Below are 23,394 nucleotides of genomic sequence, written 5' to 3' on the forward strand. Positions count from 1 at the left end.
GGGCTTGAAGCGGCCGGTGCGGGCTCGACGGGGCGCGCTGGGCCGGCGGGCTCCGTTGGGCTTGAAATGGGGATCACTTCTGCGACTATGCGAAGAACAGGGGCTGGTGACCAGGAAAGGACCACTATGTGCGGAATCGTGGGTTACGTCGGTGGGCAGTCGGCGCAGGACGTCGTCGTCGCGGGCCTCAAGCGGCTGGAGTACCGGGGGTACGACTCCGCCGGCATCGCCGTCCTCGCCGACGGCGGGCTGGCCGCCGCCAAGAGGGCCGGGAAGCTCGTCAACCTGGAGAAGGCGCTCGCCGAGCGCCCGCTGCCGGCCGGCAGCGCCGGGATCGGGCACACCCGGTGGGCCACCCACGGCGGACCCACCGACGTCAACGCGCACCCGCACCTCGACAACGCGGGCCGCGTCGCCGTCGTCCACAACGGGATCATCGAGAACTTCGCGGCCCTGCGCGCCGAACTCGGCGAGCGCGGCCACGACCTGCTCTCCGAGACCGACACCGAGGTCGTCGCCCACCTCCTCGCCGAGGCGTACAGCGGGAGCGGGGAGCCGGCCGAGGCGATGCGGCAGGTGTGCCGGCGGCTCGAAGGGGCGTTCACGCTCGTCGCCGTCTTCGCGGACGCGCCCGACGTCGTGGTCGGGGCCCGGCGCAACTCGCCGCTCGTCGTCGGGGTGGGGGAGGGCGAGTCGTTCCTCGCCTCCGACGTCGCCGCGTTCATCGCGCACACCCGGTCCGCGATCGAACTCGGCCAGGACCAGGTGGTGGAGCTGCGCCGGGAGGGCGTCCTCGTCACCGGGTTCGACGGGGAGCCCGCCGAGGTGCGCTCGTACCACGTGGACTGGGACGCGTCGGCCGCCGAGAAGGGCGGGTACGCCTCCTTCATGCTCAAGGAGATCGCCGAGCAGCCCAAGGCCGTCACCGACACCCTCCTCGGCCGCATCGATCCCGAGGGCACGCTCCACCTGGACGAGGTGCGCATCACGCGCGGCGAGCTGCGCGAGGTCGACAAGGTGGTGATCGTCGCCTGCGGGACCGCGTTCCACGCCGGGATGATCGCCAAGTACGCCATCGAGCACTGGACCCGCATCCCCTGCGAGACCGAGCTGGCCAGCGAGTTCCGCTACCGCGACCCGATCCTGGACCCGCACACCCTGGTCGTCGCCATCTCCCAGTCCGGCGAGACGATGGACACCCTGATGGCCCTGCGGCACGCCCGTGAGCAGGGCGCGAAGGTGCTCGCCATCTGCAACACCAACGGCTCCACCATCCCCCGCGAGTCCGACGCCGTCCTCTACACGCACGCCGGGCCCGAGGTCGCCGTCGCCTCCACCAAGGCGTTCCTGACCCAACTCGTCGCCTGCTACCTCGTCGCCCTCTACCTCGGCCAGGTGCGCGGCACCAAGTGGGGCGACGAGATCCGGACCGTCATCCGGCAGCTCTCCGAGATCTCCGGCTCGGTCGACCGCGTCCTGGAGACCATGGAACCGGTCCGGGAGCTGGCCCGGTCGCTGGCCTCCCACGACACCGTGCTCTTCCTCGGCCGGCACGTCGGCTACCCGGTGGCCCTGGAGGGGGCGCTGAAGCTGAAGGAACTCGCGTACATGCACGCCGAGGGGTTCGCCGCAGGAGAGCTCAAGCACGGGCCGATCGCGCTCATCGAGGACGGGCTCCCGGTCGTCGTCGTGGTGCCGTCCCCGGCCGGGCGCTCGGTGCTGCACGGCAAGATCGTGTCGAACATCCAGGAGATCCGGGCCCGCGGCGCCCTTACCGTCGTCATCGCCGAGGAGGGCGACGACGAGGTCGTCCCGTACGCCGACCACCTCATCCGGATTCCGGCAACGCCTACGCTGCTTCAGCCGCTGGTCGCCACCGTGCCGTTGCAGGTCTTCGCCTGCGAGCTGGCGACGGCCCGCGGCAACGAGGTCGACCAGCCGCGCAACCTGGCGAAGTCCGTCACCGTGGAGTGAGCCGCGGGCGGGGCCGTGAACGAGCAATGAGGGTGGATACGTGATCATCGGGGTCGGGATCGACGTGGCGGAGATCGAACGGTTCGACGCGGCGATGCGGCGCACGCCGCAGCTGGCCACGCGCCTCTTCCTGGAGCGGGAACTGCTGCTGCCCGACGGCGAGCGGCGCGGCATCGCCTCGCTGGCCGCCCGGTTCGCCGCCAAGGAGGCCCTGGCCAAGGCGCTCGGCGCCCCCGCCGGACTGCTGTGGACGGACGCCGAGGTGTACGTCGAGGACAGCGGCCGGCCGAGGCTGCGGGTACGCGGCACGGTCGCCGCCCGCGCCGCCGAACTGGGCGTGGAGCACTGGCACGTGTCGCTCAGTCATGACGCCGGGATCGCCTCGGCGGTGGTGATCGCGGAGGGATAGGACCCTTACGTGGCGCGCCCCCGGCCATTCCTGCGTACGTTGGGGGGCATGCGTACCGCCTACAGCGTTGAGACCGTACGGGCCGCCGAGCAGGCCCTCATGGCCCGGCTCCCCGAAGGGGCGCTGATGCAGCGCGCCGCCGCCGGACTCGCCGCCGCCTGCGCCGACCTGCTGCGGCGGGCAGGCCGGGTGTACGGCTCCCGGGTCGTCCTCCTCGTCGGCACCGGCGACAACGGGGGCGACGCCCTGTACGCCGGCGCCCGGCTCGCCCGGCGCGGCGCGGGCGTGGTGGCCGTACGGGCCGTCCACGGCCGGGCCCACGAGGGCGGCAGCGCGGCCCTGCGCGCGGCGGGCGGGCGCGTCGTGGACGGCGGGGACAGCACCACCCACCAGGACTGGGCCGGGCGCATCGACCTCGTCGTGGACGCCATCACCGGCATCGGCGGACGCGGCGGACTGCGGCCCGAGGCGGCCGAACTGGTCGGGCGGTACACCGCGCACGGCGCCCCCGTCGTCGCCGTCGACCTGCCGAGCGGCGTCGAGGCCGACACCGGGGAGGTGCCCGGCGACGCGGTGCGCGCGGACGCGACCGTCACCTTCGGGGCGTACAAACCGGCGCTGCTCGTCGACCCGGCCGCCGAACGGGCCGGTGCGCTGCGCCTCGTGGACATCGGGCTCGGCGACGAACTCCCCGACGTGCCCGACCTGGAGGCCCTTCAGTACGCGGACGTGGCGGACCTGCTGCCCGTGCCCGCCGCCGAGAGCGACAAGTACCGGCGAGGCGTCGTCGGCATCGCCGCCGGATCGACCCGCTACCCGGGCGCCGCGGTGCTGGCCGTCTCCGGGGCGCTGCGCGGCGGGGCGGGGGCCGTGCGCTACGCGGGCCCCGGCGGCGAGGCCGTCATCGCCCGGCATCCGGAGGTCCTGGTCCACGCGGGCCGGCCCTCGCAGGCCGGGCGGGTGCAGGCGTGGGTCGTCGGGCCGGGGCTCGGCGACGGGACGAAGGCCGTGGAGGCCGTCTCCGACGTGCTGGCCGCCGAGGTGCCGGTGCTGGTCGACGCGGACGGGCTGCGGCTGCTGGACGCCGACGTGGTCCGGGCCCGCACCGCGCCCACCGTCCTCACCCCGCACGCCGGGGAGGCCGCGGCGCTGCTCGGCGTGGCGCGCGAGGAGGTCGAGGCGGGGCGGCTCGCCGCCGTACGCGCCCTGGCCGAGCGGTTCGGCGCGACGGTCCTGCTCAAGGGGTCGACCACCGTGGTCGCCACCGACACCCCGCACACCCCGGTCCGGGTCAACCCGACGGGCACCTCGTGGCTGGCCACCGCCGGCAGCGGCGACGTGCTCTCCGGCCTGACCGGCTCGCTGCTCGCCGCCGGCCTCGCCCCGCTCGACGCCGCGTCCGCCGGGGCCTACCTGCACGGCCTCGCGGCCCGCCGCGCGGCGGACGGCTCCCCGCTCGCCGCACTGGACGTCGCCGAGGCGATCCCCGCGGCCTGGCGGGACGTCCTGGCCTGAGCGATCCTGGAGGCAGCATCCGCACCCGAGAGGCGGTCGGCCGTGAGCAGCAGCGACGAGGTGCGCGTACGCCGGGTGTACGACCCCGCGGAGGACGGCGACGGCACTCGTGTCCTGGTCGACCGGCTGTGGCCGCGCGGGGTCTCCAAGGAGCGGGCCGCGATCGACCGGTGGCTCAAGGACCTCACCCCCTCGGACGAGCTGCGCTCCTGGTACCACGAGGACCGCTCCGAGACCCGCTACGACTCCTTCGTGGACCGCTACCGCGCCGAGCTGGCCGACCCGGTGCACGCGGCGGCCGTGGACGAGCTGGTGGGGCTGGTACGCGAGGGCGGCCCGGTGACGCTCGTCACGGCGGTCAAGGACGTTCCGCACAGCCACGTACCGGTCCTGGCCGAACACCTGGGGCACGAGCTGCACCACGGCTGACCAGCCCGTGCACCGGTTCGGCACGCCCCGCCATGGCCGCCGGACGGCACAGCTCTGAGACACTGGGCGCGATATGAACGAGACAGCGCCCCTGAGAGCCCGTGCCGAGATCGATCTCGCCGCACTCCGCGCCAACGTGCGCGTCCTGCGTGCCCGGGCGTCCGGGGCGCGGCTCATGGCCGTGGTCAAGGCCGACGCCTACGGGCACGGTGCGGTCCCCTGCGCGCGGGCCGCGCTGGAGGCCGGCGCCACCTGGCTGGGCACCGCCACGCCGCAGGAGGCGCTGGCCCTGCGCGCGGCCGGGCTCGACGCCCCGATGATGTGCTGGCTGTGGACGCCGGGCGGGCCCTGGCGCGAGGCGATCGAGGCCGGCATCGACGTGTCGGTGAGCGGCATGTGGGCGCTGCGCGAGGTCACCGCCGCCGCTGCGGAGGCCGGCCGGCCGGCCCGCGTCCACCTCAAGGCGGACACCGGCCTCGGCCGGGCCGGCTGCCAGCCCGCCGACTGGCCCGAACTGGTCGCCGCCGCCCGCACCGCCGAGCAGGCGGGCACGGTCCGCGTCACCGGCCTGTGGTCCCACTTCGCCTGCGCCGACGAGCCGGGCCACCCCTCGATCACCGCCCAGCTGGACACCTTCCGCGACATGGTGGCGTACGCCGAGAAGGCCGGCGTCGAGCCCGAGGTGCGGCACATCGCCAACTCCCCGGCCACCCTCACGCTCCCCGAGTCCCACTTCGACCTCGTGCGCACCGGGATCGCCATGTACGGCATCTCGCCCGGCCCCGAGCTGGGCACCGCCGCCGACTTCGGGCTGCGCCCCGTCATGACGCTCGCCGCGTCCGTCGCCCTGGTCAAGCACGTACCGGCCGGCCACGGCATCAGCTACGGCCACCACTACACGACGGCCGCCGAGACCACGCTCGGCCTGGTGCCGCTCGGGTACGCCGACGGCATCCCGCGCCACGCGTCGGGCCGGGGCCCGGTCCTGGTCGGCGGGGTGCGGCGGAAGGTCGCGGGCCGGGTGGCCATGGACCAGTTCGTCGTGGACCTCCACGGCGACGAGGTGGCGGTCGGCAGCGACGCGGTGCTGTTCGGCCCGGGCGACCGGGGCGAGCCGAGCGCCGAGGACTGGGCCGAGGCGGCCGGCACGATCGCGTACGAGATCGTCACCCGGATCGGGGCCCGGGTGCCGCGCGTCCACCTGGGCACCGGGGCGGCGGACGGTGCCTCGGCCGGGTCCTGACCGGTGAAGGCCCCTGACCAGGCACGATCTGAACACGTCCGAGACGGGCCTGGCTCGGGCCGGGACGGACCGACACGACCGACGAGGAGTGCGGCACGGTGAGCGAGATCAGTGCGGGTGACGCGGTGGCGACGGCCGCTTCGGCGGCCGGCTGGCGCCGGGCGGGAGTCGCCGGCGCCGCCATAGGCGTGATCGCCGCCGGGGCGGCGGCCGGGGTCGCGGTGGAGCGGCTGACGGTCGGCCGGTCCATGCGCAAGCGCGCCCGGCTGGCCCTGGACGCCACCGGACCGTACGGCTCGCTGCGCGGGCTGCCGGGCCGGGCCACGGCCGACGACGGCACCCAGCTGTACTACGAAACCGACGAGATCGACGAGGCCGGCTCCGAAGACGCCACATCCTCGTCCGCCGGTGCGGGCCCCCGCCGGCGCCGGCTCTTCGGACGCAAGGCCCCCGCCCCGGTCACGGTCGTCTTCAGCCACGGCTACTGCCTCAGCCAGGACTCCTGGCACTTCCAGCGGGCAGCCCTGCGCGGCATCGTGCGCACCGTCCACTGGGACCAGCGCAGCCACGGCCGCTCCGAACGCGGCCGCGCCCAGGCGAGGGCCGGCGGCGGGGTGCCCGTCGGCATCGACCAGCTCGGCCGCGACCTCAAGGCCGTCATCGACGCGGCCGCCCCCGAGGGCCCGCTCGTCCTGGTCGGCCACTCCATGGGCGGGATGACGATCATGGCGCTGGCCGAGCGGTACCCGGAGCTGATCCGCGACCGGGTCGCCGCCGTCGCGTTCGTCGGTACGTCGAGCGGGAAGCTCAACGAGGTCAGCTTCGGCCTGCCGGTCGCGGGCGTCAACGCGGTGCGGCGGGTCCTGCCCGGGGTGCTGAAGGCGCTCGGCTCGCAGGCGGAGCTGGTGGAGCGGGGGCGGCGGGCGACCGCGGACCTGTTCGCCGGGCTGATCAAGCGGTACTCGTTCGGCTCGCGGGACGTGGACCCGGCCGTCGCGCGGTTCGCCGAGCGGCTGATCGAGTCCACCCCGATCGACGTGGTCGCCGAGTTCTACCCCGCCTTCGCCGAACACGACCAGAGCGCGACCCTGCCCCTCTTCCGCGATCTCCCCGTCCTCATCCTGGCCGGTGACAAGGACCTCGTCACGCCCAGCTCGCACAGCGAGGCCATCGCGGACCGGCTGCCCGACGCGGAACAGGTCATCGTCCCGGACGCCGGCCACCTGGTGATGCTGGAACACCCGGAAACGGTGACGGACCGGCTCGCCGACCTGCTGGTGCGCGCGGGCGCCGTACCGGAATCCTGACGGCCGGGGCCGTATCGTTTCCGGCCATGGAAGCAGCACAGAACAGCCCGGCGGCCGCTGGGGCCGCCGCGTACGAGAACGCCCCCTCCGCCGTCACCGTGAAGCTGGCGGTCGACGCCCCCGAACAGATGCGGGCCCTGGGCCGCCGGCTCGCCGCTGTGCTGCGCCCCGGCGACCTCGTGATGCTCACCGGCGAGCTGGGCGCCGGCAAGACGACCCTGACCCGGGGGCTCGGCGAGGGCCTGGGGGTGCGCGGCGCCGTCACGTCCCCCACCTTCGTGATCGTCCGCGTCCACCCGCCGCTCGGCGACGGTCCGGCGCTGGTCCACGTCGACGCCTACCGGCTGGGCGGCGGTCTGGACGAGATGGAGGACCTGGACCTGGACGTGTCGCTGCCGGAGTCGGTGGTCGTCGTCGAGTGGGGCGACGGCAAGGTCGAGGAGCTGTCGGAGGACCGGCTCCAGGTGTTCATCGACCGCGCGGTCGGGGACACGGACGACGAGCGGCGCTCGGTGACGCTGCTGGGCGTGGGTGCCCGGTGGGCGGGGCTGCGCAACGAGTCCTGGGCGCCCTGGGCCTGAGCGGGCCCGCTGTTTCCGACGCCTTGTCGGTAAAATGTTGCGCCGGACGGGGCAGGCATGGTGACATGGAGGACGAGAGCAGGTTAGGTCTGCCTAACCATGCCTTCCACCGGAGTCTCAGGAGGCGTCCATGCCGGCATCCGAGCATGAAGCCCAGCCGCCGCGGGCGGTATCGATGAGGGACCTGCTGGCCGCGGGAGCGGCGGCGAACGCGGTGTCCACCCCGCCGAATCAGACCCGTCCGGCGACCGGGGACATCTCCGACCGGTCCGAGAACGGCCCGCGCCCCGATCGTCCGGGGCGCTGATCCGCGCTCCGGCTCACGGGACCACGACCACCTTCGCGCTCACCGTGGCGAACGTCCACATGGCGTCGCCGTCCTCACGGGACATCCGTACGCCGCCGGCCTTCAGGGTCGGGTCCGGCTCCTCCATCGAGCCGTCCTGCGCCGCGCTGAAGCCGATCGCCACGTCGTTCACCGAGGTGAACCGCACCACGTGCTCGATCGGCACGCCGTCGGAGCCCTGGACGGTGCCGGAGCGCGAGGTCACCGCGTAGGTGCCCGGCACGGCCGTCACCGCGCTCGGCATCACCTTGAACGTCCGGGACGCCTTGCCCTTCGCGTCCACCAGCCACACCCGGCGGTCGCCCAGTGCGTACACCACCCGCGCCCCGGTGCCGGAGTCGGCGGGGACCGCGAGCGGGTCCTTCTTCACCTTGGGCTTGGCGTGGCCGCCGCCGGTCGGCGCGGACGCGCTGGTGGACGGCTTCGGCTTCGCGCTCAGGTGGTCGGGCACGTTGGCGGAGGCCTGGTAGGCCAGGAAGCCGACCGCGGCGATGGCCGCCGCGGTGAGCGCGGCCACGATTCCCGAGCTGCCCCTTGCCACCGTGCGTGCCTCTTTCGCCGTCGTGTGCCGTAAGTCGCGTGTCGTAAGTCGTACAAGCGTTTACACGTACTCCGCGTATACCCGGTGACGGTAGCAGCCGGGATCGCCCGGAACGGGAAGCCGTACGGGGCGCGGGGCGGACCGCGCCGGAGCCGTAGGCTGTTTGCGTGCTCTTGCTCGCAATGGATACCGCCACCCCCGCCGTCACCGTCGCCCTGCACGACGGAACCCGCGTCGTCGCCGAGTCCGCCCAGGTCGACGCCCGCAGGCACGGGGAGCTGCTGCTGCCCGCCGTCGACCGGGTCCTCGCGGACGCCGGGGTGAAACTCGACGCCGTGACGGACGTCGTCGTCGGCGTCGGCCCCGGACCGTACACCGGGCTGCGGGTCGGCCTGGTGACGGCCGCGACGTTCGGCTCGGCGCTGTCCGTGCCGGTGCACGGGCTGTGCACCCTGGACGGCCTCGCGTACGCCGCCGGGCGGGCCGGGCTCGAAGGACCGTTCGCCGTCGCCACGGACGCCCGCCGCAGGGAGGTCTACTGGGCGCGGTACGAGGACCCCCGCACCCGGACCGATGGGCCCTCCGTCGACCGGCCCGCCGACATCGCCGAGCGGCTCGCGGGCCTCCCCGTCGTCGGGGCGGGCGCGGTGCTCTACCCCGACGCCTTCCCGGACGCGCGCGGCCCCGAACACCTCGCGGCGGGCGCCCTCGCGGGCCTCGCCGCCGAACGCCTCGCGGCCGGTGACGAACTGCTGCCGCCGCAGCCGCTCTACCTCCGCAGGCCCGACGCGCAGGTCCCGAAGAACTACAAGGTGGTCACCCCCAAGTGACCGCCACGACCGCCGTGCTGCGCGAGATGCGCTGGTGGGACATCGATCCGGTGCTCGACCTGGAGCACGAGCTGTTCCCGGACGACGCCTGGTCGGCCGGCATGTTCTGGTCCGAGCTGGCGCACGCGCGGGGCCAGGGGGCCACCCGCCGCTACGTGGTCGCCGAGGACCCGGCCACCGGCCGGATCGTCGGGTACGCGGGCCTCGCCGCCGCCGGTGACCTCGCCGACGTACAGACGATCGGCGTCACCCGCGACCACTGGGGCGGCGGACTCGGCTCCGAGCTCCTGACCGATCTGCTCAAGCACGCCACCGCCTTCGAGTGCGCCGAGGTGCTGCTGGAGGTCCGCGTCGACAACATCCGGGCCCAGAAGCTGTACGGACGCTTCGGCTTCGAACCGATCGGCTTCCGCCGCGGCTACTACCAGCCGGGCAACGTCGACGCACTCGTCATGCGCCTGCACGTACACGAAGACGTACCCGAGGACATCCCGGGGCACGCACAGGGAACAGAGACTGACTGATGGCTGACGAACCGCTCGTACTCGGCATCGAGACCTCCTGCGACGAAACCGGGGTCGGCATCGTCCGGGGGACCACGCTCCTCGCGGACGCCGTCGCGTCCAGCGTCGACACGCACGCCCGCTTCGGCGGCGTCGTCCCGGAGATCGCCTCCCGCGCGCACCTGGAGGCGATGGTCCCCACCATCGAGCGCGCCCTGAAGGAGGCCGGCGTCAGCGGCCGGGACCTCGACGGCATCGCCGTCACCGCGGGGCCCGGCCTCGCGGGCGCCCTGCTCGTCGGCGTCTCGGCGGCCAAGGCGTACGCGTACGCGCTGGACAAGCCGCTGTACGGGGTCAACCACCTCGCCTCGCACATCTGCGTCGACCAGCTGGAGCACGGCCCGCTGCCCGAGCCCACCATGGCGCTCCTGGTCAGCGGCGGGCACTCCTCGCTGCTCCTGGCGCCCGACATCACCAACGACGTGCGGCCGCTGGGCGCGACCATCGACGACGCGGCGGGCGAGGCCTTCGACAAGATCGCCCGGGTGCTGGACCTCGGCTTCCCCGGCGGCCCGGTCATCGACCGGCTCGCGCAGGAGGGCGACCCGGCCGCCATCGCCTTCCCGCGCGGCCTGACCGGCCCGCGCGACCCCGCGTACGACTTCTCCTTCTCCGGCCTGAAGACCTCCGTCGCCCGCTGGATCGAGGCGAAGCGCGCGGCCGGCGAGGAGGTGCCGGTCCGGGACGTGGCCGCCTCCTTCCAGGAGGCCGTGGTGGACGTGCTCACCCGCAAGGCCGTCCGCGCCTGCAAGGACGAGGGCGTCGACCACCTGATGATCGGCGGTGGCGTCGCGGCCAACTCCCGGCTGCGGGCGCTCGCCCAGGAGCGGTGCGAGCGGGCCGGCATCCGGCTGCGCGTGCCGCGCCCCAAGCTGTGCACCGACAACGGGGCGATGGTCGCCGCGCTCGGCGCCGAGATGGTGGCCCGCAACCGGCCCTCCTCAGACCTGGAGCTGTCCGCCGACTCCTCGCTGCCGGTCACCGAGACCCACGTCCCGGGCGCCCACACTCACGACCACGACCACGTGCACGAGGTCAGCAAGGACAACCTCTACTCATGAGCGCCCCCGCCACCGCCCTGATGTGGGAGGCCCGCGCCACCGAGGGCCGGGGCGCCGAACTCCTGGAGTGGGCCCGCGCCCGCGCCGCGGAGCTGGCCCGGCCGCCCCTGCGCAGCGAACTCCTCCGTGCTCCCCGGGACCGGGTCCTGGTCATCACCTGGTGGGACGGCGCGTACGCCGACGACCCGCCGGAGCTGCCCGAGCCGGACGCGGCCCTGATCACCCGCCCGGTGCACCGCTGGCGCTTCGAGTCGCTGGGGCCGGTGACGCCCGGCCGATGAGTTCCGGGGGCCGGTGCGGCCGGCTCAAGGACCGGTTCGGCGACTCCTGGCAGATCGTCCCGCCGGGCCTCGGAGGTCCTGGCCGACCCGGACCCGGAGAAGGCGGCCCGCGCCATGAAGGCGATGTTCGGCGTGAAGCGCCTGGACATCGAGGCCCTGCGCAAGGCCTGAGCGGGGCGCGGGCGTCGGGTTCTCCGGACGCCGGCCGGTGCGACCGCCGCCGCACCGCTGGTCAGCGCTGAGCCCCGGCGCCCTATTCTTGGCGTGTACACGGGCGCTCCTGTGTGCGCCGTGACGCAGGGGGAGGGCTTTATGGAGTGGTACTGGTGGGTGCTCATCATCTTCTGGACGGGCGGCTTCGGCTGGCTCGCCGACAACATCCGCACCGCGCTGCGCAACCGCCACACCCGCAGGATGGAGCTGATGGAGGCCGGCCGGCAGGAACGGCTCGCGGTCGAGGCCGCCAGCAAGCCGCCCGAGCCCGTCTGCGGCTGCACGCACCACCTCGCCAAGCACGACAAGCAGGGCAAGTGCCACGAGCGGGTCGAGGTGCCGACCGCCTGGGACGAGCAGAAGAAGCCCGTCCGTTTCGAGTCGGGGCAGTGCAACTGCCAGCAGTACGTGGGCCCTCAGCCGCTCTCGCAGGTGTACGCGGAGGACCTGACCGACCTCGTGTGACGCGTTCGGCCGCCCCCGTGTGAGCCACCCGGGGGACCGCGCGGGGGCGGCGGCGGTGTCGGGCCCGCCGCCCGTTCACGTACTGGCAATATGCGGCGCCATGCAGCCAGTACGACAAAAGGACAAATTAGCCATGAATGGGCGCAGACCGGATGCGACGACGGGCGGGCAGCGGCGGGCGCGACGGGGGCGGGGCCACCTGCGGCGCCGGCCGGGCTACGCGGTCCTGGCCGCGCTCCTGGTCGCCGCCGTCGGCTCCGGCTGTGCGGCCGGGACCGGCGAATCCGGGGCCGGATCGGGCGCGAAGCTCCAAGCCGGACAGCCGGGCGCGCAGGCCCAGGCCCCGGCGGGGGCGCTGGGCACCCGCGCGGCGCAGGCGGAGCGGGCCGAACTCGCCCAGGCGGCCCGCGCGGTCGCCGCCAAGAAGTGGGGCCTGGCGAGCACGCCGCTCGCGGCGCCCGTACCGCCCGCCGTGAAGCCGCGCATCACCACCCGCAAGGGCTTCGAGGTCGAGGGCCAGGACGACTCGCTGCCGCCGGTCTTCACCACCGTCCCCACCAAGGACAAGATCGTCTTCCTGACGATGGACGACGGCGACGACAAGGACCCCGAGCTGCTGCGGATGATGTCGGAGCTGAACATCCCGTACAGCGCCTTCCTCAGCGACTACCTGGTGCGCGACGACTACACGTACTTCAAGGACGCCCAGGAGCGCGGGGTCACGCTCAACAACCACACACTCAACCACCGCTACATGCCGGGCCTCTCCCACGAGGAGCAGAAGCAGGAGATCTGCGACCAGCAGGACATCATCGAGAAGCAGTTCGGCAAGCGGCCCCGGCTCTTCCGCCCGCCGTACGGCAACTACAACACCGACACCCTGCGCATCGCCAAGTCCTGCGGCATCACCGCCGTACCGCTCTGGGCCGAGGAGGCGTTCCCCGACCACATGGAGTGGCGCGAGGAAGACCTCGACCTGCACCCCGGCGACATCATCCTCACCCACTTCCGCGGCAAGAACGACTGGAAGGGCAGCATGCCCGACCTGATCCGGGCCGTCATGAAGGTCGTCACGGACAAGGGATACGCCGTGGCCCGGCTGGAGGACTACGTATGAGAAGGGCGCACCGGCTGCTGGCCGGACTGCTGACGGCCGGTGCGCTCCTGACCGTCACCACCGGCTGCGCGCAGTCGGTGGACCCGATCGCCCGGCTGGGCCGCAAGGCGGCACAGCGGGTGGACCGGCGGCCGAGCACCCCGGCGGCGGTGCACGGCGATCACGGGGCCCCGGGGGCGCTGGTCGTCGTCGCCTGCGTCCGGGCGGTCCCGGCGGCCGGGCACGCCGGGACCGCCGCCCCGGCGAGGCACTGGTGGCCCGGCGGGGGCGGGGCGTACGCGGGGGTGGGTGCGGGTACGGAGTGCGCGAGGCGGTAGGCGGGTCCGCCACAAGGGGCGTGAATTGGCACTCCGCTTGACCGAGTGCTAATCGCGGTCATAGTCTCAGTGCTGGCACTCCCCACTGGAGAGTGCCAGCAGTACTGTGCGACCGGCAGGTCCGGCACCCGCGACGACGGGCCCACCTGGTCGCCACCCAAAGACTGTTAACCCCGTGAGATCTCCGAAGGGGGAGACCGGATCGTGTCGACCGCCAGCTCCAAGGTTGCGATCAAGCCGCTCGAGGACCGCATTGTGGTCCAGCCGCTCGACGCCGAGCAGACCACGGCCTCCGGCCTGGTTATTCCGGACACCGCCAAGGAGAAGCCCCAGGAGGGCGTCGTCCTGGCCGTGGGCCCGGGCCGCTTCGAGAACGGCGAGCGCCTGCCGCTCGACGTCAAGACCGGCGATGTCGTGCTGTACAGCAAGTACGGCGGCACCGAGGTGAAGTACAACGGCGAGGAGTACCTCGTCCTCTCGGCTCGCGACGTGCTCGCGATCATCGAGAAGTAATTCACCCACGTTTGCTTCTGTTCTGCGCCCCTGGCCCCCAGCGAGATGACTAGCCGGGCGGCAGGGGCGCAGTTCTTGTTTTGAGAGGACAGTTCAGCTCCATGGCGAAGATCCTGAAGTTCGACGAGGACGCCCGTCGCGCCCTCGAGCGCGGCGTCAACAAGCTTGCCGACACGGTGAAGGTGACGATCGGCCCCAAGGGCCGCAACGTCGTCATCGACAAGAAGTTCGGTGCTCCCACCATCACCAACGACGGTGTCACCATCGCGCGCGAGGTCGAGCTGGACGACCCGTACGAGAACCTCGGTGCCCAGCTGGTGAAGGAGGTGGCGACCAAGACCAACGACGTGGCCGGTGACGGTACGACCACCGCCACCGTCCTCGCCCAGGCGCTCGTCCGCGAGGGCCTGCGCAACGTCGCCGCCGGCGCATCCCCGGCCGCCCTGAAGAAGGGCATCGACGCCGCGGTCAAGGCCGTGTCCGAGGAACTCCTCGCGACCGCCCGCCCGATCGACGACAAGTCCGACATCGCCGCCGTCGCCGCGCTCTCCGCGCAGGACGCCCAGGTCGGCGAGCTCATCGCGGACGCGATGGACAAGGTCGGCAAGGACGGTGTCATCACCGTCGAGGAGTCCAACACCTTCGGCCTGGACCTCGACTTCACCGAGGGCATGGCCTTCGACAAGGGCTACCTGTCCCCGTACATGGTGACCGACCAGGAGCGTATGGAGGCCGTCCTCGACGACCCGTACATCCTGATCCACCAGGGCAAGATCGGCTCGATCCAGGAGCTGCTGCCGCTCCTGGAGAAGGTCATCCAGGCCGGTGGCTCCAAGCCGCTGCTGATCATCGCCGAGGACGTCGAGGGCGAGGCCCTGTCGACCCTGGTCGTCAACAAGATCCGCGGCACGTTCAACGCCGTCGCCGTGAAGGCCCCCGGCTTCGGTGACCGCCGCAAGGCCATGCTCGGCGACATCGCCACCCTCACCGGTGCGACCGTCATCGCCGAGGAGGTCGGCCTCAAGCTCGACCAGGCCGGTCTGGACGTGCTGGGCACCGCCCGCCGCGTGACCGTCTCCAAGGACGACACCACCATCGTCGACGGCGGCGGCAAGTCCGACGAGGTCGCCGGCCGCGTCAACCAGATCAAGGCCGAGATCGAGGCCACGGACTCCGACTGGGACCGCGAGAAGCTTCAGGAGCGCCTGGCGAAGCTGGCCGGCGGTGTCTGCGTGATCCGCGTCGGTGCCGCCACCGAGGTGGAGCTCAAGGAGAAGAAGCACCGTCTGGAGGACGCCATCTCCGCGACCCGCGCCGCGGTCGAGGAGGGCATCGTCTCCGGTGGTGGCTCCGCCCTCGTCCACGCCGTCAAGGTCCTGGAGGGCAACCTCGGCAAGACCGGCGACGAGGCCACCGGTGTCGCGGTCGTGCGCCGCGCCGCCGTCGAGCCGCTTCGCTGGATCGCGGAGAACGCGGGCCTCGAGGGCTACGTCATCACCTCGAAGGTCGCCGAGCTCGACAAGGGCCAGGGCTTCAACGCCGCGACCGGCGAGTACGGCGACCTGGTGAAGGCCGGCGTCATCGACCCGGTCAAGGTCACCCGCTCCGCCCTGGAGAACGCCGCGTCCATCGCGTCGCTGCTGCTCACGACCGAGACCCTGGTCGTCGAGAAGCCGGCCGAGGAGGAGCCGGAGGCCGGTCACGGCCACGGGCACTCCCACTAGCGCGTAACCGAAAGGCCCGGTACCCCGCGCGGGGTACCGGGCCTTTCGCGTGTGCTCTTTCAAGCCCCCTTTCAAGCCCCTCCGGCGATCGAGGAGCGGGGGCACGGGGGGCGGGGCCCCGGGAAGTCACTGCGGCCCGTACTTGCGGCCCGTCCGGGAGGTCACGCCCCCGAGCAGGCCGCGCGGCGTCACCTTCACCAGACCCATCAGCGCCTTGTAGCGGGGGTCGGGGATCGACAGGGACTTGCCGCGCGCCAGGTCCGCGAGCGCCGTGGCCACCAGCTTGTCGGCGTCGAGCCACATCCAGCCGGGGATGTTGCCCGTGCCCATCCCGGCCCGCTGGTGGAACTCCGTCCGTACGAAGCCGGGGCAGAGCGCCATCATCCGCACCCCCGAACCGGCCAGGTCCGTCGCCGCGCCCTGGGTGAACTGCACGACCCACGCCTTGGACGCCCCGTACGTACCGCGCGGCAGGAACGCCGCGACCGAGGCCACGTTGACGATCCCGCCCCTGCCACGCTCCTTCATCCCGGCCGCCGCCGCCGAGGTCAGCCGCAGGACCGCCTCGCAGTGCACCTTCAGCATCGTCAGCTCGTCGGCCACCGGGACGTCGAGGAAGCGGCCCCTGTTGCCGAACCCGGCGTTGTTGACCAGGAGATCGACGGGCTGCAGGCGGTCGCCGAGCCGTTCCTCGACCGCGCTGATCCCCTTGTCCCCGGACAGGTCCGCGGTCAGCACCTCGGCCTCGATGCCGTGCCGGTCGTGCAGCTCGGTGGCCTGATCCCGCAGCCGGTCGGTGTCGCGGGCCACCAGCACGAGGTTGTGCCCGTCCGCCGCGAGCCGCCGCGCGAAGGCGGCCCCGATGCCCGCGGTCGCGCCCGTAATCAGTGCAGTCGTCATACGCGGCACGTTAGAGCATCCGGAATCGGCGGTTCACGGCGCTCTCGGCGCCCCGCGCGCGCCCGGCGCCTCGGTCAGGAGGCGGCGAGCTTCGCCTCGTACGCGCGCGCCTTCCGCAGCGCCTCCGGGTGCAGCGCCTCGCCCGCCGGCAGGAGCAGCGGCAGCAGGTCGCGCCGGGTCGTCACGGCCCGGAACTGAAGCTCGACCGTCACCCCGTGGTCCGGCCGGTGCACGATCTCGACCGGGTCGCCGGCTCGGACGGAGCCCGGCGTGATGACCCGGAAGTACGCCCCCGGGGCCGCCGCCTGCGTGAACCGCTTGACCCAGCGCGCCTCGCCGAGGTGGCCCGCGAACGTACGGCACGGAATCCGGCCGGAGGTGACCTCCAGGACCAGTTGGGCGCCGATCCGCCAGCGCTCGCCGATCAGCGCACCGCTGACCCCGATCCCGGCCGTGGTCAGGTTCTCGCCGAACGAGCCGTTGGCCAGCGGGCGCCCGAGCTCCCGCTCCCAGGCGTCGAGTTCTTCGCGGGCGAAGGCGTAGACGGCCTGGTGGGAGCCGCCGTGGTGGCGCAGGTCGCAGACCGCGTCCCCGGCGAGACCGCTGCCGCCCACGCCCTTGGGCCCGGGGTCGCCGACCCGGACCAGCCCCTCGACGGGGCGCTTGTCGATCCCGGTCATGCCGTCCGGGGCATCGGTGTAGGACGCCGCCGTGGGACGCCCCGCGTTCACGGTCAGCACAGTCATTGCGGTCATACCCGAACGCTAACCAGTACCGGCCCAAAGTCGCACGCGAATAATTCGCTCTTGCCCCAAGTGTCCCTTATGATCGAGGGGTGATCGAAGCCCGCCACCTCCGCGTCCTGCGCGCCGTGTCCACCACCGGCTCGTTCTCCGCCGCCGCCCGTGAGCTGGGCTGCACCCAGCCAGCGGTCAGCCAGCAGATGAAGGCCCTGGAGGCCTCCGCCGGTACCACGCTGCTCATCCGTACGGGCCGCGAGATGCGGCTGACGCAGGCGGGCGAGGCCCTTGTGCGGCACGCGTCCGGCATCCTCGCCGGGCTCACCGCCGCGGAGGAGGAGGTCGCCGCGATCGCCGGGCTGCGGGCCGGCCGGGTCCGCCTCGTCTCGTTCCCCAGCGGCAGTTCGTCCCTGGTCCCGGGCGCCCTCGCCGCGCTGCGGGCCGCCCACCCCGGCACCCAGGTCTCCCTGGTCGAGGCCGAGCCGCCCCGGTCGGTGGAGATGCTGCGCGACGGCGACTGCGACATCGCGCTCGCGTTCCGGTACGGCGAACCGGGTGACGAGTGGGACGACCTGGTGGTGTGCCCGCTGCTCACCGACCGGCTGACCGGCCTCGTCCCCGAGGGGCACGCGCTGGCGGACCGGGACGAGGTGGGCATCGCGGAACTGGCCGGGGAGTCCTGGATCGCGGGCTGCCCCCGGTGCCGCAGGCAGCTCGTGGAGGTGTGCGAGGAGTCCGGCTTCACCCCGCGCATCGACTTCGCCACCGACGACTACCCGGCGGTGATCGGCCTGGTCGGCGCGGGCCTGGGCGTTGCCGTACTGCCGGCGCTGGCGATCGAGTCGGTACGCCCCAGGGGCGCCAGGACCGTCACGGTGGAGCCGGCCATCGAGCGCGAGATCGTCGCGCTGACCCTGCCCGACCTGGCGCGGGTCCCGGCCGTGGCGGCGACCCTGGACCAGCTCTCCCTGGCGGCGGCCCGCTGAGGATGGGCCTGCGGGGGCGGGGTGAGTGAAGAAACGTTTCTGTTGTGGTGCGGGGCGGCGGGGGATCAGCCGTGTCCGGGCGGGGACGAGGGGGCCGCCGCCGAGATCAGGCGGTTGCGGGCGCGTCCCATGAGTTCCTCGCGCTCGTCCTCGGTCAGTCCGCCCCACACCCCGTAGGGCTCGCGTACCGCCAGCGCGTGGGCGGCGCACTCGGCACGTACCGGGCACCGCATGCAGACCTCCTTCGCGGAGGTCTCGCGGGCGCTGCGGGCGGCCCCGCGTTCCCCCTCGGGGTGGAAGAACAGCGAGCTGTCGACCCCGCGGCAGGCTGCCAGCAGCTGCCAGTCCCACAGATCGGCGTTGGGTCCGGGAAGGCGGGAGAAATCGGCCATTGCTTGTCCCCTCGAAACCGTGCTGAGTCGGAAACGTCGTAGTCGTTCGTCGTGGACCGGGTGCGTCGTGGGTGGATGCTCGTCGATGACCGCGTACAAAACCGTACATCTACGGTGTTAGTAGATGTAAATATGACTGATTGCGAATCTAGCCACAGACACCAGCAAAAGGAAAGAAAACCCGCTAAATGGGGCATGCGTTCACCAAAAGTTTCGGTTGACGGCTGGACGACCCGTGGCGTTCTCCTCCGTGTGCGCTTCCTCACGTAGAGTGCCGAACTCGGTCTTCCAACCCGTAACTCTTTCGAGTGACCGTCGTTGAGAGTGCGGAGGCGGTTGGCAGAAAGAGCGATCGGGCAGATGTCCGAGAGCGTCAACCGCACAGGTGACGACTTGTAACAGCCTGGAGGCTCAAGGTGACGCGCAACAGCTGCGGAGGGCGGTCATGACATCCGTCCTCGTCTGCGACGACTCCCCGCTTGCCCGAGAAGCGCTCCGTCGCGCGGTCGCGACCGTGCCCGGCGTCGAGCGTGTGACGACGGCCGCCAACGGCGAGGAAGTCCTCCGCCGCTGGGGTGCCGACCGTTCGGATCTGATTCTCATGGACGTACGCATGCCCGGACTCGGGGGGGTGGAGACAGTCCGACGGCTGCTTTCCGCCGATCCCGGTGCCCGGATCATCATGCTGACCGTCGCGGAGGACCTGGACGGCGTCGCGCTGGCGGTCGCCGCCGGCGCCCGCGGGTATCTGCACAAGGACGCCTCCCGGGCCGAGCTCCGGGCGACCGTCACCCAGGCCCTGGCCGACCCGACGTGGCGGCTCGCCCCGCGCCGGCTGCGCTCGGCCGAGATGGGTGCGGCGCCCACGCTCACGGCGCGTGAGATCCAGGTCCTCGAAGGGATGAGCCACGGCCGCTCCAACGCGGAGATCGGCCGTGAGCTGTTCCTCTCCGAGGACACGGTGAAGACGCACGCCCGGCGTCTGTTCAAGAAGCTCGGCGCCTCGGACCGGGCCCACGCGGTGGCGCTCGGCTTCCGCTGGGGCCTGGTCCGCTAGTGCGGGGGGTGCGGCGTGAGCCGTACCCCGCCGACGGAGCGATGCGGCGCGAGCCGTAGCCCGCCGACGGAGCCCGCCGCTCCGGCGGTATGTGACGCTTCCCGGCCGATGCCGCATCCTTGAGACGTGGAGTTCCTCGGGAACGATTCGGTCGAGCGGAAGGGGAGGGCGCAGGACATGACTTCCGGCGCACCCGCTCATAACGCTTCGGTGCACAACTACGGACGCGGTGCCGCGGATGACGCGGCGCCGGGGCACCATGGTTCGATGCGCGACGACGGAACGACGGTGATCGGTGCCCTGGTGCACCGCGCCGTCGAGGGCGACGCGCAGGCCACTCACGATCTGCTGGCCCACGTCCATCCGCTGGCCCTGCGCTACTGCAGGTCCCGGTTGAACCGGCTGCCCGGCGACGCCCGCCATTTCGTCGAGGACCTGGCGCAGGAGGTCTGCGTCGCGGTGCTCATGGCGCTGCCGCGCTACAAGGACACGGGCAGACCCTTCGAAGCCTTCGTCTTCGCCATCGCCGGTCACAAGGTGGCCGATCTCCAGCGCGCCGCGATGCGGCACCCGGGATCGACCGCCGTGCCCTCCGACGAGATGCCGGAGCGGCCGGACGATTCGCTCGGCCCCGAGGAGCGCGCGCTGCTCAGCAGCGACGCCGCCTGGGCGAAGAAACTCCTCGCCAACCTCCCGGAGAACCAGCGTGAGCTGCTCGTTCTGCGGGTCGCGGTCGGGCTGACCGCCGAGGAGACCGGGCAGATGCTGGGCATGTCGCCGGGCGCCGTCCGGGTCGCGCAGCACCGGGCGCTGAGCCGGCTGCGGGCCCTCGCGGAGCAGTGAGCCGGCAGCCCGCGCGGCGGCGTACGCGGAGGCCGTAGGAAGCTACAGAACCTGCGGGTGATCTTGCCCGTGGAATGAGACGCGTCCGGAGCCCGTTAGCATGGACATCCGCACCGATCAAGGCCATTTGGGGAAGGTGTCATGACTGCAAACGTCGACGGAGTGCCCGAGAAATTCGCGACGCTCGGGCTGACATACGACGACGTGCTGCTGCTGCCGGGCGCATCCGAAGTGCTGCCCAACGCGGTCGACACCTCGACGCTCATCTCGCGCAACGTACGGGTGAACATCCCGCTGCTGTCCGCCGCCATGGACAAGGTGACCGAGGCCCGCATGGCCATCGCCATGGCCCGGCAGGGCGGCGTCGGCGTACTGCACCGCAACCTCTCGGTCGAGGACCAGGTCAACCAGGTCGACCTGGTCAAGCGCTCCGAGTCCGGCATGGTGACCGACCCGATCACGGTCGGCCCGGACGCCACGCTCGGCGAGGCCGACGCGCTCTGCGCCAAGTTCCGCATCAGCGGCGTCCCGGTCACCGACCCGGCGGGCAAGCTCCTGGGCATCGTCACCAACCGTGACATGGCCTTCGAGTCGGACCGTTCGCGCCAGGTGCGCGAGGTCATGACGCCGATGCCGCTGGTCACCGGGCGGGTCGGCATCTCCGGCGTGGACGCCATGGAGCTGCTGCGCCGCCACAAGATCGAGAAGCTTCCGCTGGTGGACGAGGCGGGCATCCTCAAGGGCCTCATCACGGTCAAGGACTTCAAGAAGGCCGAGCAGTACCCGAACGCGGCCAAGGACGCCGAGGGACGCCTGCTCGTCGGTGCGGCCGTGGGCGCCAGCCCGGAGGCGCTGGAACGCGCCCAGGCGCTGGCCGAGGCCGGTGTGGACTTCCTCATCGTCGACACCTCGCACGGCCACAACCGCAACGCCCTCGACTGGATGGCCAAGATCAAGTCGGCCGTGAACGTGGACGTCATCGGCGGCAACGTCGCGACCCGCGACGGCGCCCAGGCACTGATCGACGCCGGCGTGGACGGCGTCAAGGTCGGTGTCGGGCCCGGTTCGATCTGTACGACCCGTGTGGTCGCCGGCATCGGCGTCCCGCAGGTCACCGCGATCTACGAGGCCGCGCTGGCCGCCCGTGCGGCGGGCGTTCCGGTCATCGGCGACGGCGGCCTCCAGTACTCCGGCGACATCGGCAAGGCGCTCGCCGCCGGCGCCGACAGCGTGATGCTGGGCTCGCTCCTCGCGGGCTGCGAGGAGTCGCCGGGCGAACTCCTCTTCATCAACGGCAAGCAGTTCAAGTCGTACCGCGGCATGGGTTCGCTGGGTGCGATGCAGTCCCGCGGGCAGGGCCGCTCCTACTCGAAGGACCGGTACTTCCAGGCCGAGGTGGCCTCCGACGACAAGCTCGTCCCCGAGGGCATCGAGGGCCAGGTGCCCTACCGCGGCCCCCTCGCCAACGTGCTGCACCAGCTCGTCGGCGGTCTCCGCCAGACGATGGGGTACGTGGGCGCGGCCTCGGTCGACGAGATGGAGAGCAAGGGCCGCTTCGTGCGGATCACCTCGGCGGGCCTCAAGGAGAGCCACCCGCACGACATCCAGATGACGGTCGAGGCACCGAACTACAGCAGGAAGTAACGCGACAGCACGCGTGAGGGGCGGACCGGGGGTTCCCGGGACCGCCCCTGGACCGGCGGCGGCATGGGGGGCGGCGTCGCGGGGCTGGGCACGCGCATCTGCGGCGTTGTCGTCAATCACCATGGCCCCGCCATGGCTCAATCCTCCGCCGTGCAGCTGCACGCACCCAGCCCCGCTCCTTCTCCCACCCCCCATGCGGCCGCCGGTCTCCGTGCGTGTCGGGGATACTGGACAGCGCAGACGCAGAGGGAAAGGCCACATCATCGTGACTGAGATCGAGATCGGGCGCGGCAAGCGCGGCCGCCGGGCATACGCATTCGACGACATCGCCGTCGTCCCGAGCCGCCGGACCCGCGACCCGAAGGAGGTCTCGATCGCCTGGCAGATCGACGCCTACCGCTTCGAGCTGCCGTTCCTGGCCGCCCCCATGGACTCCGTGGTGTCCCCGCAGCACGCCATCCGCATCGGTGAGCTCGGCGGCCTCGGCGTGCTCAACCTGGAAGGGCTGTGGACCCGGCACGCCGACCCGCAGCCGCTCCTTGACGAGATCGCCCAGATGCCCGTCGAGTCCGCGACCCGCCGGCTCCAGGAGATCTACTCCGCCCCCATCCAGGAGGAGCTGATCGGGCAGCGCATCAAGGAGGTGCGCGACTCCGGTGTCGTCACCGCCGCCGCGCTCTCCCCGCAGCGCACCGCCCAGTTCTCCAAGGCCGTCGTGGACGCGGGTGTGGACATCTTCGTCATCCGCGGCACGACCGTCTCCGCCGAGCACGTCTCGGGCGCGGCCGAGCCGCTGAACCTGAAGCAGTTCATCTACGAGCTGGACGTCCCGGTGATCGTCGGCGGCTGCGCCACGTACACCGCGGCCCTGCACCTGATGCGTACGGGCGCGGCCGGTGTCCTCGTCGGCTTCGGCGGCGGCGCCGCGCACACCACGCGCAACGTCTTCGGCATCCAGGTCCCGATGGCGACCGCGGTCGCCGACGTGGCCGGTGCCCGCCGCGACTACATGGACGAGTCCGGCGGCCGGTACGTGCACGTGATCGCGGACGGCGGCGTCGGCTGGTCCGGCGACCTGCCGAAGGCCATCGCCTGCGGTGCGGACGCCGTGATGATGGGCTCCCCGCTGGCCCGCGCGACGGACGCGCCGGGGCGCGGCCGGCACTGGGGCATGGAGGCCGTCCACGAGGACGTGCCGCGCGGCAAGCTGGTCGACCTCGGCTCGGTCGGGACGACGGAGGAGGTCCTTACCGGTCCTTCGCATTCCCCCGACGGCTCGATGAACATCTTCGGCGCGCTGCGCCGGGCGATGGCGACCACGGGCTACAGCGACCTCAAGGAGTTCCAGCGCGTCGAGGTGACGGTGGCGGACTCGCAGCACAGCCGCTGAGTCCTTCCCGTAC

25 protein-coding genes and 1 pseudogene are annotated in these 23,394 nt (G+C 72.4%); 22 read left to right on the top strand and 4 right to left on the bottom strand.

What is annotated here, in order from left to right:
- Positions 1-126: 126 nt before the first annotated feature.
- The 7 genes from glmS (at position 127) to tsaE (ending at position 7,458) form a co-directional block, all read left to right on the top strand.
- Positions 127-1,974 (top strand): glutamine--fructose-6-phosphate transaminase (isomerizing), encoded by a 1,848-nt coding sequence (glmS, locus tag E6P78_RS12125; RefSeq protein ID WP_136203572.1) that lies wholly within the window; start codon positions 127-129, stop codon positions 1,972-1,974.
- A 40-nt stretch (positions 1,975-2,014) separates the two neighbouring features.
- A complete protein-coding gene (locus tag E6P78_RS12130; RefSeq protein WP_136203573.1) occupies positions 2,015-2,383 on the top strand; it encodes a holo-ACP synthase in 369 nt (122 codons plus the stop codon).
- A gap of 48 nt (positions 2,384-2,431) precedes the next feature.
- Complete coding sequence (locus tag E6P78_RS12135) at positions 2,432-3,898, top strand: NAD(P)H-hydrate dehydratase (protein ID WP_136203574.1); 1,467 nt, start codon at positions 2,432-2,434, stop codon at positions 3,896-3,898.
- A gap of 42 nt (positions 3,899-3,940) precedes the next feature.
- Positions 3,941-4,327 carry a DUF488 family protein gene (locus E6P78_RS12140; protein WP_136203575.1) on the top strand — a complete coding sequence of 129 codons (387 nt, stop codon included), beginning with the start codon at positions 3,941-3,943 and terminating at the stop codon, positions 4,325-4,327.
- Between the two features lie 73 nt (positions 4,328-4,400).
- Positions 4,401-5,570 (top strand): alanine racemase, encoded by a 1,170-nt coding sequence (alr, locus tag E6P78_RS12145; protein ID WP_136203576.1) that lies wholly within the window; start codon positions 4,401-4,403, stop codon positions 5,568-5,570.
- A gap of 98 nt (positions 5,571-5,668) precedes the next feature.
- A complete protein-coding gene (locus tag E6P78_RS12150) occupies positions 5,669-6,877 on the top strand; it encodes an alpha/beta hydrolase (RefSeq protein ID WP_136203577.1) in 1,209 nt (402 codons plus the stop codon).
- A gap of 26 nt (positions 6,878-6,903) precedes the next feature.
- Positions 6,904-7,458: a tRNA (adenosine(37)-N6)-threonylcarbamoyltransferase complex ATPase subunit type 1 TsaE gene (tsaE, locus tag E6P78_RS12155; RefSeq protein ID WP_136203578.1), complete on the top strand. Its 555-nt coding sequence runs from the start codon at positions 6,904-6,906 to the stop codon at positions 7,456-7,458.
- 320 nt (positions 7,459-7,778) lie between these two features.
- Here tsaE and E6P78_RS12160 read toward each other — a convergent pair whose 3' ends face one another.
- Positions 7,779-8,321 carry a hypothetical protein gene (locus tag E6P78_RS12160; protein ID WP_136203714.1) on the bottom strand — a complete coding sequence of 181 codons (543 nt, stop codon included), beginning with the start codon at positions 8,319-8,321 and terminating at the stop codon, positions 7,779-7,781.
- 206 nt (positions 8,322-8,527) lie between these two features.
- Here E6P78_RS12160 and tsaB point away from each other — a divergent pair, with 206 nt between their 5' ends.
- The 10 genes and pseudogenes from tsaB (at position 8,528) to groL (ending at position 15,429) form a co-directional block, all read left to right on the top strand.
- Entirely contained in the window at positions 8,528-9,175 is a 648-nt protein-coding gene (gene tsaB / locus E6P78_RS12165) for a tRNA (adenosine(37)-N6)-threonylcarbamoyltransferase complex dimerization subunit type 1 TsaB (protein WP_136203715.1), read from the top strand.
- Positions 9,172-9,699 carry a ribosomal protein S18-alanine N-acetyltransferase gene (gene rimI / locus E6P78_RS12170; RefSeq protein WP_136203579.1) on the top strand — a complete coding sequence of 176 codons (528 nt, stop codon included), beginning with the start codon at positions 9,172-9,174 and terminating at the stop codon, positions 9,697-9,699. Before tsaB ends, rimI begins: the two co-directional genes overlap by 4 nt.
- Positions 9,699-10,799: a tRNA (adenosine(37)-N6)-threonylcarbamoyltransferase complex transferase subunit TsaD gene (tsaD, locus tag E6P78_RS12175; RefSeq protein ID WP_136203580.1), complete on the top strand. Its 1,101-nt coding sequence runs from the start codon at positions 9,699-9,701 to the stop codon at positions 10,797-10,799. The genes rimI and tsaD overlap by 1 nt, the downstream gene beginning before the upstream one ends.
- Entirely contained in the window at positions 10,796-11,080 is a 285-nt protein-coding gene (locus E6P78_RS12180) for a hypothetical protein (RefSeq protein WP_136203581.1), read from the top strand. Before tsaD ends, E6P78_RS12180 begins: the two co-directional genes overlap by 4 nt.
- Positions 11,081-11,088: 8 nt before the next feature.
- A pseudogene (locus E6P78_RS33385) lies at positions 11,089-11,251 on the top strand (VOC family protein); the annotation flags it as partial.
- Positions 11,252-11,392: 141 nt separating this feature from the next.
- Entirely contained in the window at positions 11,393-11,758 is a 366-nt protein-coding gene (locus E6P78_RS12190) for a hypothetical protein (protein ID WP_136203582.1), read from the top strand.
- A gap of 133 nt (positions 11,759-11,891) precedes the next feature.
- A complete protein-coding gene (locus E6P78_RS12195) occupies positions 11,892-12,875 on the top strand; it encodes a polysaccharide deacetylase family protein (RefSeq protein WP_136203583.1) in 984 nt (327 codons plus the stop codon).
- Positions 12,872-13,192 (top strand): hypothetical protein, encoded by a 321-nt coding sequence (locus tag E6P78_RS12200; RefSeq protein ID WP_136203584.1) that lies wholly within the window; start codon positions 12,872-12,874, stop codon positions 13,190-13,192. Before E6P78_RS12195 ends, E6P78_RS12200 begins: the two co-directional genes overlap by 4 nt.
- A 204-nt stretch (positions 13,193-13,396) precedes the next feature.
- Complete coding sequence (gene groES, locus E6P78_RS12205; protein WP_018101172.1) at positions 13,397-13,705, top strand: co-chaperone GroES; 309 nt, start codon at positions 13,397-13,399, stop codon at positions 13,703-13,705.
- A gap of 101 nt (positions 13,706-13,806) precedes the next feature.
- Positions 13,807-15,429, top strand: a complete 1,623-nt coding sequence (gene groL, locus E6P78_RS12210) for a chaperonin GroEL (RefSeq protein ID WP_136203585.1) — start codon at positions 13,807-13,809, stop codon at positions 15,427-15,429.
- Positions 15,430-15,555: 126 nt separating this feature from the next.
- Here groL and E6P78_RS12215 read toward each other — a convergent pair whose 3' ends face one another.
- Entirely contained in the window at positions 15,556-16,329 is a 774-nt protein-coding gene (locus E6P78_RS12215) for an SDR family oxidoreductase (protein ID WP_136203586.1), read from the bottom strand.
- Between the two features lie 74 nt (positions 16,330-16,403).
- A complete protein-coding gene (locus tag E6P78_RS12220; protein ID WP_136203716.1) occupies positions 16,404-17,075 on the bottom strand; it encodes an MOSC domain-containing protein in 672 nt (223 codons plus the stop codon).
- A gap of 89 nt (positions 17,076-17,164) precedes the next feature.
- Here E6P78_RS12220 and E6P78_RS12225 point away from each other — a divergent pair, with 89 nt between their 5' ends.
- Complete coding sequence (locus E6P78_RS12225) at positions 17,165-18,055, top strand: LysR family transcriptional regulator (protein WP_136203587.1); 891 nt, start codon at positions 17,165-17,167, stop codon at positions 18,053-18,055.
- Positions 18,056-18,120: 65 nt separating this feature from the next.
- Here E6P78_RS12225 and E6P78_RS12230 read toward each other — a convergent pair whose 3' ends face one another.
- Complete coding sequence (locus tag E6P78_RS12230) at positions 18,121-18,447, bottom strand: WhiB family transcriptional regulator (RefSeq protein ID WP_018550557.1); 327 nt, start codon at positions 18,445-18,447, stop codon at positions 18,121-18,123.
- 445 nt (positions 18,448-18,892) lie between these two features.
- Between E6P78_RS12230 and E6P78_RS12235 the strand changes: the two genes are divergently transcribed.
- The 4 genes from E6P78_RS12235 to E6P78_RS12250 all read left to right on the top strand — a co-directional run bounded on the left by E6P78_RS12235 (position 18,893) and on the right by E6P78_RS12250 (position 23,381).
- Entirely contained in the window at positions 18,893-19,504 is a 612-nt protein-coding gene (locus tag E6P78_RS12235) for a response regulator transcription factor (RefSeq protein WP_003948568.1), read from the top strand.
- Positions 19,505-19,771: 267 nt separating this feature from the next.
- Positions 19,772-20,347: a sigma-70 family RNA polymerase sigma factor gene (locus E6P78_RS12240; RefSeq protein ID WP_018101160.1), complete on the top strand. Its 576-nt coding sequence runs from the start codon at positions 19,772-19,774 to the stop codon at positions 20,345-20,347.
- Between the two features lie 141 nt (positions 20,348-20,488).
- The gene (gene guaB, locus E6P78_RS12245; RefSeq protein WP_136203588.1) at positions 20,489-21,991 is read left to right on the top strand and encodes an IMP dehydrogenase; all 1,503 of its coding nucleotides are present in this window, start codon (positions 20,489-20,491) and stop codon (positions 21,989-21,991) included.
- 265 nt (positions 21,992-22,256) lie between these two features.
- Complete coding sequence (locus E6P78_RS12250; RefSeq protein ID WP_136203589.1) at positions 22,257-23,381, top strand: GuaB3 family IMP dehydrogenase-related protein; 1,125 nt, start codon at positions 22,257-22,259, stop codon at positions 23,379-23,381.
- Positions 23,382-23,394: the final 13 nt, after the last annotated feature.

Origin of the sequence: Streptomyces sp. A0958, assembly GCF_004795035.1 — a bacterium.
Classification (GTDB): Bacteria; Actinomycetota; Actinomycetes; order Streptomycetales; family Streptomycetaceae; genus Streptomyces.

Excerpts from the sequence above, each read along its gene's own strand:
- E6P78_RS12180 (WP_136203581.1), top strand. The coding sequence starts at position 10,796 with ATGAGCGCCCCCGCCACCGCCCTGATGTGGGAGGCCCGCGCCACCGAG.
- E6P78_RS12215 (WP_136203586.1), bottom strand. The coding sequence starts at position 16,329 with ATGACGACTGCACTGATTACGGGCGCGACCGCGGGCATCGGGGCCGCC.
- E6P78_RS12195 (WP_136203583.1), top strand. The coding sequence starts at position 11,892 with ATGAATGGGCGCAGACCGGATGCGACGACGGGCGGGCAGCGGCGGGCG.
- guaB (WP_136203588.1), top strand. The coding sequence starts at position 20,489 with ATGACTGCAAACGTCGACGGAGTGCCCGAGAAATTCGCGACGCTCGGG.
- groL (WP_136203585.1), top strand. The coding sequence starts at position 13,807 with ATGGCGAAGATCCTGAAGTTCGACGAGGACGCCCGTCGCGCCCTCGAG.
- E6P78_RS12230 (WP_018550557.1), bottom strand. The coding sequence starts at position 18,447 with ATGGCCGATTTCTCCCGCCTTCCCGGACCCAACGCCGATCTGTGGGAC.
- alr (WP_136203576.1), top strand. The coding sequence starts at position 4,401 with ATGAACGAGACAGCGCCCCTGAGAGCCCGTGCCGAGATCGATCTCGCC.
- glmS (WP_136203572.1), top strand. The coding sequence starts at position 127 with ATGTGCGGAATCGTGGGTTACGTCGGTGGGCAGTCGGCGCAGGACGTC.
- E6P78_RS12200 (WP_136203584.1), top strand. The coding sequence starts at position 12,872 with ATGAGAAGGGCGCACCGGCTGCTGGCCGGACTGCTGACGGCCGGTGCG.
- E6P78_RS12220 (WP_136203716.1), bottom strand. The coding sequence starts at position 17,075 with ATGACTGTGCTGACCGTGAACGCGGGGCGTCCCACGGCGGCGTCCTAC.
- E6P78_RS12235 (WP_003948568.1), top strand. The coding sequence starts at position 18,893 with ATGACATCCGTCCTCGTCTGCGACGACTCCCCGCTTGCCCGAGAAGCG.
- tsaB (WP_136203715.1), top strand. The coding sequence starts at position 8,528 with ATGGATACCGCCACCCCCGCCGTCACCGTCGCCCTGCACGACGGAACC.
- tsaE (WP_136203578.1), top strand. The coding sequence starts at position 6,904 with ATGGAAGCAGCACAGAACAGCCCGGCGGCCGCTGGGGCCGCCGCGTAC.
- E6P78_RS12240 (WP_018101160.1), top strand. The coding sequence starts at position 19,772 with ATGCGCGACGACGGAACGACGGTGATCGGTGCCCTGGTGCACCGCGCC.
- tsaD (WP_136203580.1), top strand. The coding sequence starts at position 9,699 with ATGGCTGACGAACCGCTCGTACTCGGCATCGAGACCTCCTGCGACGAA.
- E6P78_RS12135 (WP_136203574.1), top strand. The coding sequence starts at position 2,432 with ATGCGTACCGCCTACAGCGTTGAGACCGTACGGGCCGCCGAGCAGGCC.
- E6P78_RS12190 (WP_136203582.1), top strand. The coding sequence starts at position 11,393 with ATGGAGTGGTACTGGTGGGTGCTCATCATCTTCTGGACGGGCGGCTTC.